This is a genomic window from Methylobacterium sp. CB376 (assembly GCF_029714205.1).
Lineage (GTDB): Bacteria > Pseudomonadota > Alphaproteobacteria > Rhizobiales > Beijerinckiaceae > Methylobacterium.
The window spans coordinates 5,095,001-5,111,971 of sequence record NZ_CP121648.1 but is presented as its reverse complement, the minus strand read 5'-3'; the positions used below and the strand labels follow the sequence as shown (position 1 = coordinate 5,111,971).

Annotated in this window: 14 protein-coding genes (1 of these 14 running past the window's edge); 7 read left to right on the top strand and 7 right to left on the bottom strand. The window is 74.1% G+C overall.

The window, feature by feature from the left end; translation table 11 throughout:
• Positions 1–1,833 precede the first annotated feature (1,833 nt).
• The 7 genes from QA634_RS23435 to QA634_RS23405 all read left to right on the top strand — a co-directional run bounded on the left by QA634_RS23435 (position 1,834) and on the right by QA634_RS23405 (position 9,265).
• Positions 1,834–3,471: a L,D-transpeptidase family protein gene (locus QA634_RS23435; RefSeq protein WP_012334390.1), complete on the top strand. Its 1,638-nt coding sequence runs from the start codon at positions 1,834–1,836 to the stop codon at positions 3,469–3,471.
• Between the two features lie 108 nt (positions 3,472–3,579).
• Positions 3,580–4,170 (top strand): Dps family protein, encoded by a 591-nt coding sequence (locus QA634_RS23430; protein ID WP_012334389.1) that lies wholly within the window; start codon positions 3,580–3,582, stop codon positions 4,168–4,170.
• Positions 4,171–4,278: 108 nt separating this feature from the next.
• Positions 4,279–5,061: a DeoR/GlpR family DNA-binding transcription regulator gene (locus QA634_RS23425; RefSeq protein WP_012334388.1), complete on the top strand. Its 783-nt coding sequence runs from the start codon at positions 4,279–4,281 to the stop codon at positions 5,059–5,061.
• Positions 5,062–5,231: 170 nt separating this feature from the next.
• Positions 5,232–5,924, top strand: a complete 693-nt coding sequence (locus QA634_RS23420; RefSeq protein WP_012334387.1) for a DUF4142 domain-containing protein — start codon at positions 5,232–5,234, stop codon at positions 5,922–5,924.
• Positions 5,925–6,689: 765 nt separating this feature from the next.
• Positions 6,690–7,412, top strand: a complete 723-nt coding sequence (locus tag QA634_RS23415; RefSeq protein WP_012334386.1) for a hypothetical protein — start codon at positions 6,690–6,692, stop codon at positions 7,410–7,412.
• Between the two features lie 342 nt (positions 7,413–7,754).
• Complete coding sequence (locus tag QA634_RS23410) at positions 7,755–8,816, top strand: MBG domain-containing protein (RefSeq protein ID WP_043701517.1); 1,062 nt, start codon at positions 7,755–7,757, stop codon at positions 8,814–8,816.
• Positions 8,817–8,872: 56 nt separating this feature from the next.
• A complete protein-coding gene (locus tag QA634_RS23405) occupies positions 8,873–9,265 on the top strand; it encodes an MBG domain-containing protein (protein WP_012334385.1) in 393 nt (130 codons plus the stop codon).
• Between the two features lie 544 nt (positions 9,266–9,809).
• Here QA634_RS23405 and pcaDC read toward each other — a convergent pair.
• The 7 genes from pcaDC to QA634_RS23370 all read right to left on the bottom strand — a co-directional run.
• Positions 9,810–10,991, bottom strand: coding sequence for a bifunctional 3-oxoadipate enol-lactonase/4-carboxymuconolactone decarboxylase PcaDC (gene pcaDC / locus QA634_RS23400; RefSeq protein WP_012334384.1), 1,182 nt, complete (start codon positions 10,989–10,991; stop codon positions 9,810–9,812).
• A 13-nt stretch (positions 10,992–11,004) separates the two neighbouring features.
• Positions 11,005–12,360 (bottom strand): lyase family protein, encoded by a 1,356-nt coding sequence (locus QA634_RS23395; protein ID WP_012334383.1) that lies wholly within the window; start codon positions 12,358–12,360, stop codon positions 11,005–11,007.
• Positions 12,361–12,487: 127 nt separating this feature from the next.
• On the bottom strand, positions 12,488–13,339 hold the full coding sequence (locus QA634_RS23390) for a 3-keto-5-aminohexanoate cleavage protein (protein WP_012334382.1): 852 nt from the start codon (positions 13,337–13,339) through the stop codon (positions 12,488–12,490).
• Between the two features lie 123 nt (positions 13,340–13,462).
• Positions 13,463–14,092, bottom strand: a complete 630-nt coding sequence (gene pcaG / locus QA634_RS23385) for a protocatechuate 3,4-dioxygenase subunit alpha (protein WP_012334381.1) — start codon at positions 14,090–14,092, stop codon at positions 13,463–13,465.
• Position 14,093: 1 nt separating this feature from the next.
• Complete coding sequence (gene pcaH / locus QA634_RS23380; protein WP_012334380.1) at positions 14,094–14,822, bottom strand: protocatechuate 3,4-dioxygenase subunit beta; 729 nt, start codon at positions 14,820–14,822, stop codon at positions 14,094–14,096.
• 104 nt (positions 14,823–14,926) lie between these two features.
• On the bottom strand, positions 14,927–15,748 hold the full coding sequence (locus tag QA634_RS23375) for an IclR family transcriptional regulator (protein WP_012334379.1): 822 nt from the start codon (positions 15,746–15,748) through the stop codon (positions 14,927–14,929).
• Positions 15,749–15,825: 77 nt separating this feature from the next.
• Positions 15,826–16,971, bottom strand: the 3' portion of a protein-coding gene (locus QA634_RS23370; RefSeq protein ID WP_012334378.1) for an alpha-D-glucose phosphate-specific phosphoglucomutase. The gene runs 486 nt beyond the window's last position; only the last 1,146 of its 1,632 coding nucleotides appear in the window; the start codon falls outside the window, past its right edge; the stop codon is at positions 15,826–15,828.

Sequence of the window (16,971 nt, the reverse complement as noted above, 5' to 3'; positions counted from 1 at the left end):
GGGCGAGGTCGCGGGCGAGCGCGTCCTGCAGGTCGCCGCAGCCGAGGAGGCGGGCGGGGGACGCAAGGGGCGGCGCCGGGGGCGGATCGCGCCCGCGCCGTCGCGCCCCTCCAGCGCCCGCCCCAGGAGGGCGCGGGCGCTCTCCGCCGCCCGCGGCTCGCGCCGCCCGAGGATCTCGGCGGCGCTCACCAGGTCGGCCTCCCGCACCAGGGCCGCGCATTCCTCCGCCTCGTCGGGGTCGCTCGCCCGCGCGGCCCGGAGCAGGAAGCGGCCGAGATCGAGGAGCACGGCGTCGGGCGCGCCGGCCAGCACCTCGGCGATCTGCCGGGCGGCGTGGAGCCGGATCACGTCCTGCCCGTGCGCCTCGCTGCGGCCCTGCCGGTAGGCGTCGAGGTAGCGCGCCGCCACCGCGTCGAGGCGCGCGGGTGCTCCCTCCGCGAGGGGGCGCATCAGCCCGACCGCGCTCAGTACGGCGGCGCGCGCCCCCGCGAGGGTCGGGTCGTCGTCGAGGGTCGAATCGGGCAGGCGGTCCGCGCCGACGATCCCCGTGACGGCTCCGGCCGCGCGCAGGCGCTCGGGCGTCGGCGTCCAGACCTCCTTCGGCGCCACGCGCAGCGCCGCCTCCACGAAGTCCGGCGACAGGCCGGTGCGCAGGTACGCCCGGCGCTCGGGCGCGCTGTCGATCGCCAGGATCTCGCCGAAGATCCCGGTCTCGTAGGGGGAGTGGAAGCCGAGGCGGGCCTCCGCCATCAGAAGGCGCTCCCGCCCGCGCAGGAAGGCGAGGGTGCAGGCCGAGACGCAGTAATCCGGCACGTAGGTGGCGAGGCCGCGCGCGGCGATCGCCTCCCCGAGCGCCAGCCCCTCCTCGACGAGGCCGCCGTCGCTGGTGAGGTGGATCCGCTCGACCCGGGGATTGGCGGCGAGCAGGGCCGCGAGCCGCGCCCCGGCCCCGGCCGTCAGCGTGCCGGAGAGGCGCACGTCGCGCCCGCCCGGCCCCAGCGCGAGCAGCGTGTCGGGGATGTCCTCGGGCGGGCCGAAGCGCTCGGCGAGGCCCCGCGACAGGGCGGGATAGACCTGGGTGGCGAGCGCGAGGGCCGCGCCCAGCCCGAGCCCGGCGAGCCCGAGGGCCGGGCGCCGGGCCGCCCGGCCGAGCAGCCCGGCGAACCCCGCCGCGAGGGCGGCCGCGCCGCCCGCCAGGAGCAGGAGCCCGGCCGCGCCCTCCGCGAGCAGACCGGAGGTGCCGTCGAGACAATTGGCGAGGTGCGCCACCGCCCCGAAGGTCACGCAGGCCGACGCGGCCGTTCCGACGCGCCGCCGCACTTCGCTCTGCCCCATGGCCCGGCCTCGCCGTCGTCCTCGTCAGGCGCTCATTCTCGCCGCCCGCTGTCGAACGAGAAGAAGGCAAGTTTCCGACCAAGGCCTGACCGAGGCGGGAACAGCAGCGCAGGAGAACCGCATGTGCGGTCGCGGCGCATCATCCGACCTCCGGTTGATGGCTTCGCCATCTCCGATGTCGGCCATGCGGATGTCGGCGTCGCTCAGGCGCCGCGCACAGGCGCCGCGCAGGCTCGCGATCCGGGATCCACCTTGATCACGCGGATGCCGGATCAGCCGGAAGATCGGTCTCCTCGACGCGGATGACGGGGGAGGGACCTTGCCGCGGCCGCGCTACCGTGCCGCGGACCGGGACCAAGCTTGGGCCCATCGTTGCCGGGAGCGGCGGAGCCCGGCAGCCGCAACCGGCGCGCGGCGCGGGCGGCTCCTGCGCGGCAGGGTTTCCGTAACCATGGCCGGGCGATGCTCCGCCCGCGTCCGCACACGAGGCCGGCCATCATGCGTCGTCAGCTTGTCCCCCCGTCCGGGTCGGCCCGGCCCGTGCTGCCGCTCGCCGCGGCGGCCTGGCTGCTCGGGGCGGGGGCGGTGGTCGCGCAGGCGCCGCCCGTGCCCCCCGCCGCCGTCCCGGTGCCCGCCGAGGCGTCCGCCGCCTCCGGGGCGCCCGCGCCGGACCCCGCCAAGGCCCCGCTCCCCGAGGCGGGCAGGGCGGCCGCGCCCGCCGGCCCGGTCGCGGCGCCCGGCCCCGCCGGCGCCCCCGCGGCATCCGCCCCGGCCGCGCCCGCCGCCGAGGAGAGCCCCGCGCCCGCCAGGGAGGCGCCGCGGCGCGCCTCGCGCGAATTGCCGCCGCTCGTCCTCGCGCCGGTCTCCCAGGACCCGACCCCGACCCTCACGCCCGCCACCTTCCTCGACACGCTGCGGATGGCGGACCGCTACCAGGCCATCGTCCAGGCCGGCGGCTGGCCCTCCGTCCCCGCCAGCCTGTCCCTCAAGCCCGGCGACCGGCATCCGGGGGTGCTGGCCCTGCGCCGCCGCCTCGCGGCGACCGAGGATCTCCCGGCCGACGCGCCGGTCTCCGACCGCATGGACGAGGCGCTCGTGGCGGCGGTGACGCGCTTCCAGCACCGGCACGGCCTGCCCGAGACCGGGCTCGTCGGCGCCATGACGGTCAAGGCGCTCAACGTGCCGGCCAGCGTGCGCCAGCGCCAGCTCGCTGCCTCCGCGGCGCGCCTGATGGGCTCGCGCTTCCCCTTCGGCGAGCGCTACGTGGTCGCCAACATCCCGGCCGCCGCCGTCGAGGCGGTGGAGCGCGGCGCCGTCGTGCGCCGCTACGTGGCCGTGGTCGGCAAGCCCGACCGCGCCTCGCCGATGGTCGAGACGCGGATCACCAACGTCAATTTCAATCCGACCTGGACCGTGCCGGTCTCGCTGATCAAGAAGGACATCATCCCGCACATGCGGAAGGACCCGGGCTACCTCGCCAAGATGCACATCCGGATGTTGGACGGGCAGGGCAACGAGGTGCAGCCGACCGCGATCGACTGGTCGACCGAGAAGGCGGTGAACTACACCGTGCGGCAGGATCCGGGCTTCGACAACTCGCTCGGCCAGGTGCGGATCGACATGCCGAACCGCCACGCCGTCTACATGCACGACACGCCCTCGAAGAGCCTGTTCACCCGCACGATCCGGTTCCACTCCTCGGGCTGCGTGCGGGTGGCGGAAGTGAAGGGGCTGGTCGCGTGGCTGCTCGAGGGGACGCCCGGTCCCGGCGGGCCCGGAACGGTCTGGGGCCCGATCGAGATCGAGACCGGGATCGCGACCGGCGAGCGGCGCGACATCAAGCTCGCCAAGCCGGTACCCGTGACCTTCGTGTACCTGACGGGCTACGCCACCCCGGACGGCCGGGCCCATTTCCGCGACGACGTCTACAACCTCGACGGCGCCGGCCCGGAGAAGCCGGCGCCCGACGTGGCCACCACGGCCGCGATCGCGCCGAGGCCCGCCGCCAGGGCCGCGGCCGCTCCCGCGCCCGCCGGAGCTCCGGCGCCCCTGGCCGCGCCGAAGCCCGGTTCGGCGCCGCGCGCGCAGGGTCCGGCCCCGCGCGCGCAGGGGTCGGCCGCGACGCCCCGGACCTGATGCCGCACGGCCAAGTCCGGCGGCTCCCCTGCGGAACCAACCGGCCGCGCTCGAATTGGCGAGCGAACGGCGCGCTGCTCGCGGCGCGCAGATCCGGAGACTTTCCCAATGGCCCGTTCCACCAAGGCCGCCGCGGCGCCCATCGGCCGCGCCGCGCAGCCGAAGACCGCTGCCTCCGACGCGCGCGTGCGCGTCACCGCCGAGCGGCTCAACACGCCCTCCGACCTCTCGCCCGAGGCCTCCCGGGAGATCGCGGAGGGGCTGACGGTCCTGCTCTCGGACTTCCTCGCCCTCTACCTCAAGACCAAGAACTTCCACTGGCACGTCAGCGGGCCGCATTTCCGCGACTACCACCTGCTGCTCGACGAGCAGGCGTCCCAGATCCTCGCCGCGACCGACGACGTGGCCGAGCGGGCCCGCAAGATCGGCGGCACGACGCTGCGCTCCCTCGGCCAAGCGGCCCAGAAGGCGCGGATCGTCGACAACAACGCCGATTACGTCGACCCGCTCGACATGCTGGCCGAGCTGCGCGACGACAACAAGGCGACGACGTCGCGGATGCGCGAGCTGCACGACCTCTGCGACGAGCACAACGACGTGGCGACGGCGAGCCTGATCGAGGAGTGGATCGACCAGGCCGAGGAGCGCACCTGGTTCCTCTACGAGGCGAGCCGCCGCGGCGGCGCCGACGGGCACTGAGGCTCCGGCCCGGACGGCGGGGCCCCCGCCGGCCGCCCGGGCGCACGTTGCGCCCCCTTCCGTTTCCCGGAACAATGCGGGCGGCCCGCCCCGTGAACCGGACCCCCCTTGAGCGACACCCTCTCTCCGCGCCAGCACGACATCCTGGCGATCGCCCGGCAGCAGGGCCGGGTCAGCGTCGAGGATCTGGCGGTCCGGTTCGACGTCACCCCCCAGACCATCCGCAAGGACCTGAACGAGCTCTGCGACAGCCGCCTGCTGTCGCGGGTGCACGGCGGCGCCGTGCTCTCGAGCGGGGTCGAGAACGTCGCCTACGAGGCCCGCCGCCTCGTCGCCCACGCCGAGAAGCGGGCGATCGGCCTCGCCGCGGCCAGGCTCATTCCCCACGGCGCCTCGCTCTTCATCAACATCGGCACGACGACCGAGGAGGTCGCCCGCGCCCTCGTCGAGCATGAGGACCTGCTCGTCATCACGAACAACCTCAACGTGGCGACGCTTCTCTACCGGCACCCGCGGATCAGCCTGATCGTCGCGGGCGGCCCGGTGCGGCGGGCGGACGGGGCGGTGATCGGCTCGGCGGCGGTCGACTTCATCAACCAGTTCAAGGTCGACTACGCCGTGATCGGCGCCTCCGCGATCGACGAGGACGGCGCGCTGCTCGATTTCGACTACCGCGAGGTGCGCGTCGCCCGCGCCATCATCGACAATTCGCGGCGGGTGATGCTGGTTGCCGACAAGCTGAAGCTCGACCGCACGGCGCCGATCCGGGTCGGGCATGTCGGCGAGCTCGACGTCTTCGTGACCGACGCGCTGCCCTCGCGTCCCCTGCGCGAGCTCTGCGACGAGCACGGAGTCCGCGTCGTCGAGGTCGGGACCGATCTCCCGGAGTGACCGCTCGGCCCGCCGCGCAACCTGGTCCGCCGCTGCATGACGCTGGGTTGGAACCAAGCGGTAGGAGCGTCGTTGTCGGGCCGAACGGACGAGCGCGGCGGTGCGCGGGCCGTGACGCTGCGGCGGCCGCCCCTCGTCCCGAGACCAGGCAGAGAAACCGGAGAGACCCGATGAAGACCAAGCTCGCGCTCGCGACGCTCGCCGCCCTCGCGGCGACGCCCGCTCTCGCCCAGATGGGCGATTTCCGCGAGATGGCGCTGATGTCGAACGCCTTCGAGGTGCGCTCGAGCCAGATCGCCCTCGACAGGAGCCGCAACCCGCGGGTGCGCGAATACGCCCGGGAGATGATCCGCGACCATCGCGCGGCGAACGTGGCGCTGCTCGGCGGGCGAGAGAACGTGGCCCGCGCGACGGGCATCGGCGGCCTCGTGGCGGCGCCGTTCGAGATCGCCGGCGGCGCGGTCGGGGCGGCCACGGGCGCGGCGGCCGGGGCGGTGAGCGGCACGCTGCAGGGCGGCCCGGTCGGGGGCCTCGAAGGGCTCGGCGCCGGGGCGGCCCGCGGCGCCCGGGCGGGGGCGGACCTCGTCGACGGCGACGTGACCACGACGGCCGCCACCAACGTGGTGCCGCTGAGCCCCGAGCAGCAGGCGATGCTGGCCGAACTCGCCCAGACTCCGCCCGGTCCGCGCTTCGACCGCACCTACGCGCGGATGCAGGTCCAGTCGCACCGGATGTCGATCGCGGCCCACCAAGCCTATCTGCAGTCCGGCCCGAACCCGGCCCTGCGCACCTACGCCCAGCAGGTGCTGCCCTCGATGGAATCGCACCTCGCCATGGCCGAGCGCCTGCCGGGCGCGCGCTAGAGCATGGTTCGACGAAGCAGCATCTGCTTCGTCGAGGACAAGGCGGCACAATCAATGACCGAGGGCAGCGTCCGATTGCAACCTGATCGGGCGCTGCGCGAGGCGGCCGCGGCGCACGGACGGCGGGCCGCTCGGCCCGCCGTGCAGGGTCAGGCGGGATGCGCCTCGGCGAGCGCTCCCACCCGCGACGGGGCCCCGGACCGGACCTTGCCGGCGAACCCGCGGCGGCGCTGCGCCTGAGGGCAGAGCAGTGCCACGTGGCAGCCCCCGAGAGAGCCTTCGGCGCCACCGGCCCGGGACGGACCGACGCGCGGCACGACGGCAAGCCACCCGTCGTGAGATCATGTACGCTCAGATTTTACTGAGTTGGTCCCTGCTGATCACACCGCAACCTAGATCGTATTTGCCATCCAGTGTATTTTGATAGGTTCACGCCGTGGCGCGCTATCTCTTGGAGACCTTCCTTCACGCTGCAGTTGATATGCCTTATCATATTGTTCAGATAAATATCCTGTTCATATTCATTGCTGCGCGGCTCCTACAATACTCTACCCTTTCCTGCGGAACCTCTATCCCACCGGCGTCCAGGCCATCACCGCCGCCGCGCGGGACGCTGCCGGCGCAGCCCTCGCCGCAGCCCAGATCCGCCTCTACCAGGCAGGCACCCCGCTCGGCGGCACGGTCTCGGCCGGTGCCAACGGCGCCGTCTACGCGATCCTCCCGGCCGGTACCCTGCCATCCTCCGGCATCCGCATCGGCGCCACCATGACGCCCGCCGGCGCCGACACCGCCGCCGGGCTCCTCGCCACCGACGACGGCTCCTTCGACCGATCCCTCCTCTCCCTCGGCACCCTCTCGGCCGGACTGAGCCGGCAGATCACCGCCGCCACCACCTATGGCGGCCTGCGCGCCGGCCTCGCCGCCACGTTCGGGGCGGGCCTCCTCACCTCCCTCGACACCGCTCTGGCGTCGTCCTCGACCCGCATCAGCGCCCACGGGCCCTCCTTCACCCTCGACGGCGCCGTCGCCTCCGGCGGGGACTTCGCCGTGACCACCACGGCCGCCGGCGCACCCATCACCCTGGCGGCCGCCCTCGATGCCGGCCGCAACGCCGTCACCCTCGCGGCGGCCGGAGCCGTCGCCCAGACCGCCGGAACGCTCACGGCCGGCACGCTCACGGCGAGCGCCGCCGGCGGCCTCGCCCTGGGCGCGGCAAACCAGGTCGGGAGGCTCGCTCGCCTCACCAACGCGGGCAGCGGCGACCTCGCCTTCACCAATGCGGGCGCCCTCACGATCGGCACCGGCGCGGCCGGCGACGGGGTGAGCAATCCCGGCGGAACGGTGACGCTGATCGCGGCGGCCGGCAGCCTGACCCTGGCGACCGGGGCAGGAGTGCGGGCGGCCGGCGATGTCGCGCTCGCGACCTCCGGCGCCTTCGTCAACCGGGCGGGCGCGGAGGCGGTGGCACGAGCGGCGGGCGCTGGCTGATCTACTCGGCCGATCCGGCCGGCGTCAGCTTCGGCGGGCTCGACAGCGGCAATGCGGCGCTCTGGAACTCGGCCGCGGGCGGGCGCGTCACGCCGGGCGGGAACCGCTACGTCTTCGCGGCGCAGCGCATGCTCACCGTGACGACGGCGGATGCGGCCAAGACTTACGGGGAGGACGCGACCGCGATCGTGGCCGGCGCCGACCGGATCACCGGCTTCGACCCGGGCGTGGCCGGGGCCAATCGCGGCGACGACGCGGCGAGCGCGGTCACCGGGGCGCCGAGGGTCACCTCCCCCGAGGCGGGCGCGCCGGCCGGGGTGGCGGGCGGCCCCCTACGGGATCGTGGCGGCGGGCACGCTGGGCTCGCCCGCCGGCTACGGCTTCGCCTTCGCGGCGAGCGGGCGGCTGACGGTCGCGCCGGCGACCCTGACGGTCACGCCGGAGGCCGGCCAGTCCAAGGTCTATGGCGGCGCGGATCCGGGCCTGCGCTACGGGGTGACGGGCCTCGTTGTGAATCCGGGGCTCGGCCTCGACGACAGCGGGCTGAGGCTCTCCGGCGCGCTCGGCCGCGCGCCGGGCGAGACAGTGGCGGACGGCCCCTACGCGTACACGCTGGGCTCGCTCGCGGCAGGCGCGAATTACACGCTGGCCCTGGCGCCGGACGCGCCCCGCTTCGCCATCACGCCGCGGCCGCTCACCGTCGTGGGCGGGCCGGTCAGCCGGGTCTACGGCGAGGCTAACCCGGCCCTGAGCTACCGCGTCGGCGGCATGGGCCTGGTGAACGGCGACGCGCTCGCCGGTGCGCTCACCACCGCGGCCGACGGCGCCAGCAATATCGGCGCGTACGCCATCGGGCAGGGCACTCTCGCCGTGTCCCCGAACTACATCCTCATCTACCGGGGCGCCGACCTCACCGTGACGCCGCGGCCGGTGACGCTGACGGGGCGCAGGACCTATGACGCCGCCACCGGCTTCGGCACGGGCACGCTCCAGGTGGCAGGCGCCGCCGATGGAGAGCGCCTGACGCTCGTCGCGGGCAATGGCCGTACGGCGGCATCGGATGCCGGCCTCTACGCGGGCTCGCCTCTGGCCGGACTGGTTCTCGCGGTCGCGGGCGGCAACGGGCTCGCGTCGAACTACCGCCTGCCCGCGAGCGGCACGCTGACGGTGACGCCTGCCCCCGTCGTCGTGTCGGCCCGCTCCGGCGCCTCGATCTATGGCGAGCGCCTGACCGATCCGGGCTTGGCGGCCAGCGGTCTCCAGGGAGGGCAGGGCGTCGAGGTGTTGACCGGGCTGTCCAACAGCTTCGGCATCACGGCGCGGACCGGGGTCGCCGACAGCCCGGTGACCCTCACGGTCGCCGGCACGCTCACCAGCCAGTGCGTCCGCGCGCCCTCGTCGTGACTCCGGCTTCCCTCACGCGCGCCTAAGGCGACGCGAATCCGGCTCTGACCTACACTGTGCGCGGCCTCGTCGACGGCGACGGCCTCTCCGGTCATCTCGCCACGGCCGCTACCGCGCAGAGCGAGCCGAGGAACTACACCATCACGCAAGGCACCCTTGATGCCTCGCCCAACTACGTCCTCGCCGCCGAAGCGTTCCTCGACGTCCTGCCGCGGCCCCGGCCGGCAGGGTTCGTCGCCCCCGACGCCACCGGTCTCGCCAGCACCGTCGAGCGCGCCGCGCGCCAGAACCGACCGATGATCCTGTCGGCCCCGCGCCACGGGCCGGATGCTTCCGCGGCCGGACCCCTCCGGGACCTCCGCTTCGACGCCAGCCGCCCCTGCGCGTGGCAGAAGGGCCGCTGCCGCCCGATCCCGCCGCAGGCGAACCTGCGCCCTTCGCCGCGCTGAGAGGCCGGGCGCGTCGCCATCGCGGCGCGCTCGCGCCTGGTCGGAGCGACCCATGCGGTTCACGTTTGATACGAAATCCGATTGATTGCTTCGCCATCTCCCATTTCGGCCATGCGGATGTCGGCTTCGCTCAATCGCCGCGCGGGCTTGGCATACGACATCCGACGGATTGCTCCGCAATGCGGATGTCGGCTTCGCTCAATCGCCGCGCGGGCTTGGCATACGACATCCGACGGATTGCTTCGCAATGCGGATGTCGGCTTCGCTCAGGCGCCGCGCGGGCTTGTCATACGTTTCCCGGAAGTGAGCTTCCGGGAAACGTATGTAGGGTCAGCATCGGGTTCGGCGCGGCCGTTCGAGGCCGCCCGCGGCAGCGCGTGCGCGATCGAACGACCTCGCGCTGTTCGCACGAACCCGCGCAGCGCTCGCCGACTCCGCCGTTCGACGTCGACGAGGCTGGCCCTTCGGGGCTTGGACCAGGCGCAGATTGCGTGCCGAGCGCCTCTGCACCGGACGGCCCCGGACCACACGGGGCCGGCGGAGGCTACTCCAGCTCGTCCCCCAGCACCTCCTTGGCCCAGCGGAAGGCGCCGTTCGCGGCCGGGACGCCCGCGTAGACCGCGGCCTGGAGCAGCAGGGCCTGCAATTCCGCCGGCGTGACCCCGTTGCGCAGGGCCGGGCGGACGTGGAGCTTGAACTCCTCCTCGCGGCCGAGCGCCACCATCAGGCCGAGCGTGACCAGGGAGCGGGTCTTCCAGGGCAGGCGCGGGTCTCCCCAGATCTCGCCCCAGGCAATGCGCGTGATGAAGTCCTGCCAGGGGCCCGCGAAGCTGCCGGCCGCCGCGAGCGAGCGGTCCACATGCACCTCGCCGAGCACGCCGCGCCGGTTCGCCAAGCCCTCGGCGAAGGCCACCGCCCCGGTCGCCGCCCCGGCCGCGCCGCGATGCCGGTCCAGGAAGGCGAGGAGGTGCGAGGCCGTCGCGTCCGGCCGCTCGACGGCGAGGAGGTGGCGCGCGCCCGGCAGCACCACCAGCTCCGCGTGGCGGATGCCGGCGCAGATCTCCTCCGACTTGGCCGGCGGCGTCGCGGGATCGTCCCGCCCGGCAATGACGAGGGTCGGGGCGGTGATGCGCCCGAGCCCGGGACGCAGGTCCATCCGGCCGATCGCGTTGCAGCAGACCGCGTAGCCCGCCCGGTCGGTCTCGACGAACTGGCGCCGCACCGGCTCGACCGCGCCCGGGCTGGTGCGCGGGAAATCCGGGCTGAACCAGCGCTCCATCGTGGCGTCGACGATGGCGGCGGTGCCCTCCGCCCGCACGGTCGCGGCGCGCTCGTTCCAGCTCTGCTCGCTCGGCATCTCGGCGGCGGTGGCCATCAGGGTGAGGCTCAGCACCCGCTCGGGCGCCCGCATCGCCAGCGCCTGCCCGGTCATGCCGCCGAGGGACAGCCCGACCACGTGGGCCCGACCGATGCCCAGCGCGTCGAGGAGCCCGAGGAGGTCGTCCGCCAGATCCTCGACGGCGATGGGCGCGTCGCGCGCCGGCGAGGCGCCGTGGCCGCGCGTGTCGTAGCGCAGCACCCGGTAGCGGCCGCGCAGGTGGGGCACGAGCGGGTCCCACATCGCCATCGCGGTGCCGAGGGAGTTCGAGAAGGCGACGACGGGGGCGCCGCTCGGTCCCGAGAGCTCGTAGTGCAGCCGGGTGCCGTTCGCCTCGATCAGGGGCATGGGATTCGTCCTGTCAGGGGGAGAGGAGGGCGGCGTAGCGCGCCGCCTCGGCGAGCGCGCGGTCGGCCGTGCGGGCGCCGGCGCGGATCGCCGGGGCGAGGTCGAAGGCCGGGCCGAGATCGATGCCGGCGGTCTCCGGCCGAGCGGCCAGGACCTCCGCGAGCGTCCCCCGCCCGTCGCGCACCGCGCCGGCCGCCTCCTCGACCAGGCGGTGGCCCGCCTCGGCCCCGAGCGCCGGGGCGAGCCGCGCCGCGGCGGCGTCCGCGAAGAGCAGCCCGCGGGTGAGGTCGAGATTGGCCCGCATCCGCCCGGGATCCGGAACCAGCCCCTCGGCGAGGGCGCGGGCCTCGCGCAGGGCCCCGGAGGCGAGGCCGAACAGGCAGGGCAGGGCGTGCCACTCCGCGTGCCACGCGCCGGCCGGGCGCTCCTGCGCCGCCGCCATCCCGTCGAGGAGCGGCAGCACCTGTCCCTTGGCGGCGCTGAACGCCGCGAGGATGACGGTCGAGGAGACCGGGTTGCGCTTGTGCGGCATGGCCGAGGAGCCGCCCCGGCCCGGGACGTGGGGCTCGGCCACCTCGCCGACCTCGGTGCTGGCCAGGAAGGCGACGTCGGTCGCGAATTTCGCGAGCGCCCCCATCACCAGCGTGAGCCAGGTCCCGGTCTGGGCGATTCGGGCGCGGCGGGTGTGCCAGGGCGCCGGATCGTAGCGGAGCGCGAGTTCGCCGGCGAAGCCCTCGCCGACCGCGTCGGCCTGCTCCTTCAGCCCCGCCAGGGTCCCGACGGGCCCGCCCAGGGAGGCGGTGAGCACCTTGCCGCGCAGGCGCGGCAGGTCGCCCGCGAGTTCGGCGACGCCGAGCGCCCAGATCGCCGCCTTGGCGCCGAAGGTGACGGGCGCCGCCTGCTGGCCGTAGGTGCGCCCGACGCAGGGTGTCTCGCGGTGGCGCCGCGCCAGGTCGGACAGGCCGGCGAGGATCGCCAGCAGGTCGTCCCGGACCAGGTCGAGCGCGTCGCGCAGCTGGAGCACGAGCGCGGTGTCGGCGATGTCCTGGGTGGTCGTGCCCTTGTGAAACCCCGCCTCGAGGGGGGCGGGCAGAGCCGCCTGCACCGCCTTCACGAAGGGGATCACCGGGACGCCCGAGAGGGCCGTTCCGCGTCCGAGGGCCACGGGATCGAGGGAGGCGGGCGGGATCGCCTCGAGGGCCGGCGCGAGGGCGTCCGGGACGAGGCCGAGGGCGGCCTCGGCCCGGGCGAGCGCGGCCTCGGCGCGCAGCATGGCGGCGACCCGCGCCTCGTCCGCGAAGACGGTCCGCATCGCCTCCGCGGCGAAGAGGGGACCGAGCAGGGCGGAGTCGAGGGCCGAGAAGGTCATGCGATGCCTCCGAGCGGGCGGGGAGCCTCCCCAATTAGGCCAGGGGCCGCGCCGGCGCAGCCCGGTTCGGGGGGCGCCCCACCGGCGGGACCGCGTCGGCCGCGCCCCCGTCGGCGGGCGGGCCCGCCTACGCCGCCGGGCGCAGGTGCAGGATGGCGCGGGCCTCGGCCGGGGTCGCCACCCGGCGCCCGTGCCGGCGCACGGCCTCGGCCGCCAGCCAGACCAGCTCGGCGTTGCTCGCCGCCAGCCGGTCCTTGGTCACCCGGATGTTGTCCTCAAGCCCCGTGCGCACCGCCTCCGCCCCCCGCGCCAGCGCCCAGTCCATCACCCGCGCCTGCTCGCGCCCGATCCCCGCCGCCGTCCAGGTCGCCTGGGGCAGGATCCGCCGCGTCTCGGAAAGCAGGATGTCGAGCAGGTGCTCGTCGGCCGGCATGGCGTTCTTCACCCCCAGCACGAACTGCACGTGGGGCGCCTCGTCCATCAGCCCCGCCTCGATCAGCCGCCTCGCCCCGTGCAGGTGCGAGAGGTCGAAGATCTCGATCTCGGGCCGGATGCCGTAGCGGCGCATCTGCCCGGCAAGCTCGGTGACGAGCGCGGCGGGGTTCTCGTACACGATGCTCGGGAAGTTGACCGAGCCGGTGGAGAGCGAGGCCATGTCGGGGCGGTGGACCAGCGAGAGGCCGCGCGCGGCCGGGTCGCGGCCGCGCCCGCCGGTGGAGAACTGCACGATCATGCCCGGGCAGTGCTTGCGCACGCCCTCCTGGACGGCGGCGAACCGGTCCGGGTCGGAGGAGGGGCTCTCGTCGTCGTTGCGCACGTGGATGTGCACGAGGCTGGCGCCGGCCTCGTAGGCCTCGTGGGTGGACTCGATCTGCTCGGAGACGCGGGTCGGGACGGCGGGGTTGTCCGCCTTGCGCGGCACCGAGCCGGTGATCGCGACCGCGATCACGACGGGGCGGGATGGCTCCGCGGGGTTCATGGGGTTCCTCCGGTTGCTGTCATAGGACATCCGACGGATGGCTTCGCCATGCGGATGTCGGCTTCGCTCAGGCGCCGCGCAGGCTTGTGATACGGGACCCGCTTTGATCAAGCGGATCCCGTATCAGACGTCGAAGAAGACGGTTTCCTGGGGGCCCTGGAGCCGGATGTCGAAGACGTAGGTCGGCAGGTCGCGCGCCTCGCGCCGGGCGATCAGCGTCTCGCGCCGGGAGCGCTGCTCGATCAGTCCGAGCACCGGATCGTCCGCATTCGCCTCCGCCTCGTCGGGGAAGTAGAGCCGGGTCTGCAGCCCGATGTTGATGCCGCGGGCGGCGATCCAGAGATTGATGTGCGGGGCCATGGGCCGGTGGCCCATTCGCCCGGCGACGGGGCCCGGCTTGATCGTCTCGAAGGTCCAGATCCCGGTCTCGAAGTCCGAGCCCGTGCGGCCCCAGCCCCGGAAACTCGGATCGAGGGGCTTGCCCTCCTGCTGATCGGCCGGGTGATTGTAGCGGCCGGCCGCGTTGGCCTGCCAGATCTCCACCAGAACGTCGCGCACCGGCTCCTCGGCCCCGTCGAGGACGCGGCCCGCGATGCGGATGCGCTCGCCCTCGGTGGCCGGGCCGACCAGCACGTTCGAGAAATTGGTCTCGAAGATGTCGAAGCCGGCCTGGTGCGGGATCAGGCCGATATGCACGTAGGGTCCCGCGGTCTGCGAGGCCGTCTCGCTCAGGCGCTCGAAGGGCAGTCGCATCTCAATTCCCCTGCAGCTTGTTCTCGAAGAGCGTCTGCTGGCGCCCGCGCAGGACGATGTCGAAGCGGTAGGCCAGCATGTCGAGCGGCACCGCGGATTCGAGGTCGAGGGGCGCGATCAGCCGCTCGGCCGCGGCGCGGTCGGGGATGCCCAGCACCATCGGGTCGCGCCAGATCAGGGGGTCGCCCTCGAAATACATCTGGGTGATCAGGCGCTGGGCGAAGCCGGAGCCGAACACCGAGAAGTGGATGTGGGCCGGGCGCCACGAGTTCAGGAAGTTGCGCCACGGATATGGTCCGGGCTTGATGGTGCGGAAGTAGTAGTAGCCGTTCTCGTCGGTGAGCGCCCGGCCGCAGCCGCCGAAATTCGGGTCGATCGGCGCGAGGTAGCGGTCGTTGCGGTGGCGGTAGCGCCCGCCCGCATTGGCCTGCCAGAACTCGACCAGGGTGTGGGGCACGCCGCGGCCGTTCTCGTCGCGCACGAGGCCGTGCACGAGGATGCGCTCGCCGACCGGCTCGCCGTCCTTCGCGTAGTTGAGGATCAGGTCGTTATCGAGCGGGCCGAGCTCGCCCTGGCCGAAGACCGGGCCGGTCACCTCCGACAGCGACGATTGCAGCGAGATCAAGGCCCGCTGCGGCGAGCGCAGCACGCTCGTCTTGTAATCCGGCGTGTAGGCCGGCGGGTGGATGCGCCGGTCGCGCTGCAGGAATTCCCGGTCCAGGGCCGTCATGGCGTCTCCTCCTCCCCGCGCCCGATCGCGCGCGGGACTTTCTCGACAGAACGCGCGCCGCGGCCCATCGCTGCGCCGCGCCCGCGGGGTCGCTCTCCGGGCCATCACCCGGAGCGCGCGGCGTCGCGCGCCCGCCCTCCGGCGAGCGCCCCGAGATAATCCGAGAGCGGGCCGAGGGCGGAGAGCGTGGCGGCGGCCTCCAGCAGGTCCGGGGCCAGCGCGTCCCGGCAGGCTTCGGTCAGCCGCGCGCTCGGTCCGGCGATGCTGACATTGCCGAGCGCCCGCCCGCTCGCCGGATCGACGATGTTGGCCGCCATCGCGGCGGTGCCGGCCGCGTGGGTCTCGTGGACCCAGGCATAGCCGCGGCGGCGGGCGGCCTCGACCAGGGCGAGGAGGGCCGGGAGCGTGCGCGGGGCGTTCGGCCCGGCCGTGCCCGGCGGGCGGAAACCCTGGCGCAGCACGAGCGCCACCGCCTCCTCCTCCGGGAGGTGCGCGAGCCAGACGATCCCCGTGGAGGTGGTCGACAGGCTCGCCTCCGCCCCCATGTCGCCGTCGTAGCGCAGACCCGTGCGGGCGCCCTGGGCCTTCGCCACCCAGACGAGGCGGGGATAATCCACCACCGCGAGGCGGACGAGTTCGCCGCTGCGCTCGGCGAGACGGTTCAGGACGGGCTGGGCCACGTCCACCACGCCGGACGCCGCGAGGTGCTTGAGGCCGAGCGTCGCCAGCTTGGTGGTGAGCAGGTAGCGGCCGCTGTCGGGATCCTGGGTGGCGTAATCGTAGGACGAGAGGTCCGCGAGGAGCCGGTGGGTGCCGCTCTTCGGCATGGCGAGCGCGTCGGCGATCGCCTGGAGGTGAAGCCCGCGCGGGTGGGCGGCGAGCAACTCCACCAGATCAAGGATCCGTCGCAGCAATCCGGCCGCCATCCCGCCCTCGTGATTGGAACGTGGTTCGGTAATTGAACGCAGTTCCAGTTTCTGTCAAGCGGCGGAAGGGGCGCCGGTCAGGTCACGACGGAGGGCGCGCGCCGGCCGGTGCGGGCGGCGATCCCGGCGATCGCCTCGGCGGCGGCCGCGACCGGGGCGAGCACCTCGGTGGTCGGAAGGTCGTGCCGGTCCGGGTTCGGCTCGAAGCGCTCCAGGTAGATGCGCAGCGTGGCTCCGACCGTGCCGGTGCCGGAGAGGCGGAAGACCGCGCGGGCATCCTCGCGGAACAGGATCCGCACGCCCTGGCGGCGGGTCACGGAGCCGTCGACCGGGTCCGCATAGGCGAAGTCGTCCGCCGCCTCGACGGTGAGCGGGCCGATGCGGCGGCCCGGGAGATCCGGCAGGGCGTCGCGCAGGGCCTGCATCAGGCCCTCGGCGGCGGCCGCATCCACCTCCTCGTAGTCGTGGCGGGCGTAGTAGTCGCGGCCGTAGCTGGCCCAATGCTCGCGCAGGATCCGGTCGGCCGGCTTGCCGGTCGCCGCCAGGATGTTGAGCCAGAGCAGCACGGCCCAGAGCCCGTCCTTCTCGCGCACGTGATTCGAGCCGGTGCCGGCGCTCTCCTCGCCGCAGAGCGTGATCCGGCCGGCGTCGAGGAGGTTGCCGAAGAACTTCCAGCCGGTCGGGGTCTCGAAGGCCGGGATGCCGAGGCGGGCCGCGACGCGGTCGACGGCGCGGCTCGTCGGCATCGAGCGGGCGACCCCGGCCAGCCCCGCCGCGTAGCCCGGCGCCAGGTGGGCGTGGGCGGCAAGCACGGCGAGGCTGTCGCTCGGCGTGACGAACAGGCCCGGCGCCACGATCATGTTGCGGTCCCCGTCGCCGTCCGAGGCGGCGCCGAAATCCGGCGCCTCGGGCCCGTGCATCAGCACCATCAGGTCGCGGGCATGGACGGGGTTCGGGTCGGGATGGTGCCCGCCGAAATCCGGGAGCGGCTCGGCGTTGACGACCGTGCCCGCCGGCATGCCGAGGCGGCGCTCCAGGATCTCCCGCGCGTAGGGCCCGGTCACCGCACTCATCGCGTCGAAGCGCATCCGGAATCCCGACCGGACCATCGCGGCGATGCGGGGCAGGTCGATCAGCGTCTCGATCAGGGCGACGTACTCGGCCACGGGATCGATCACCGCGACCTGCGCGTCGCCGACGCGGCACTCGCCGATCCGGTCGAG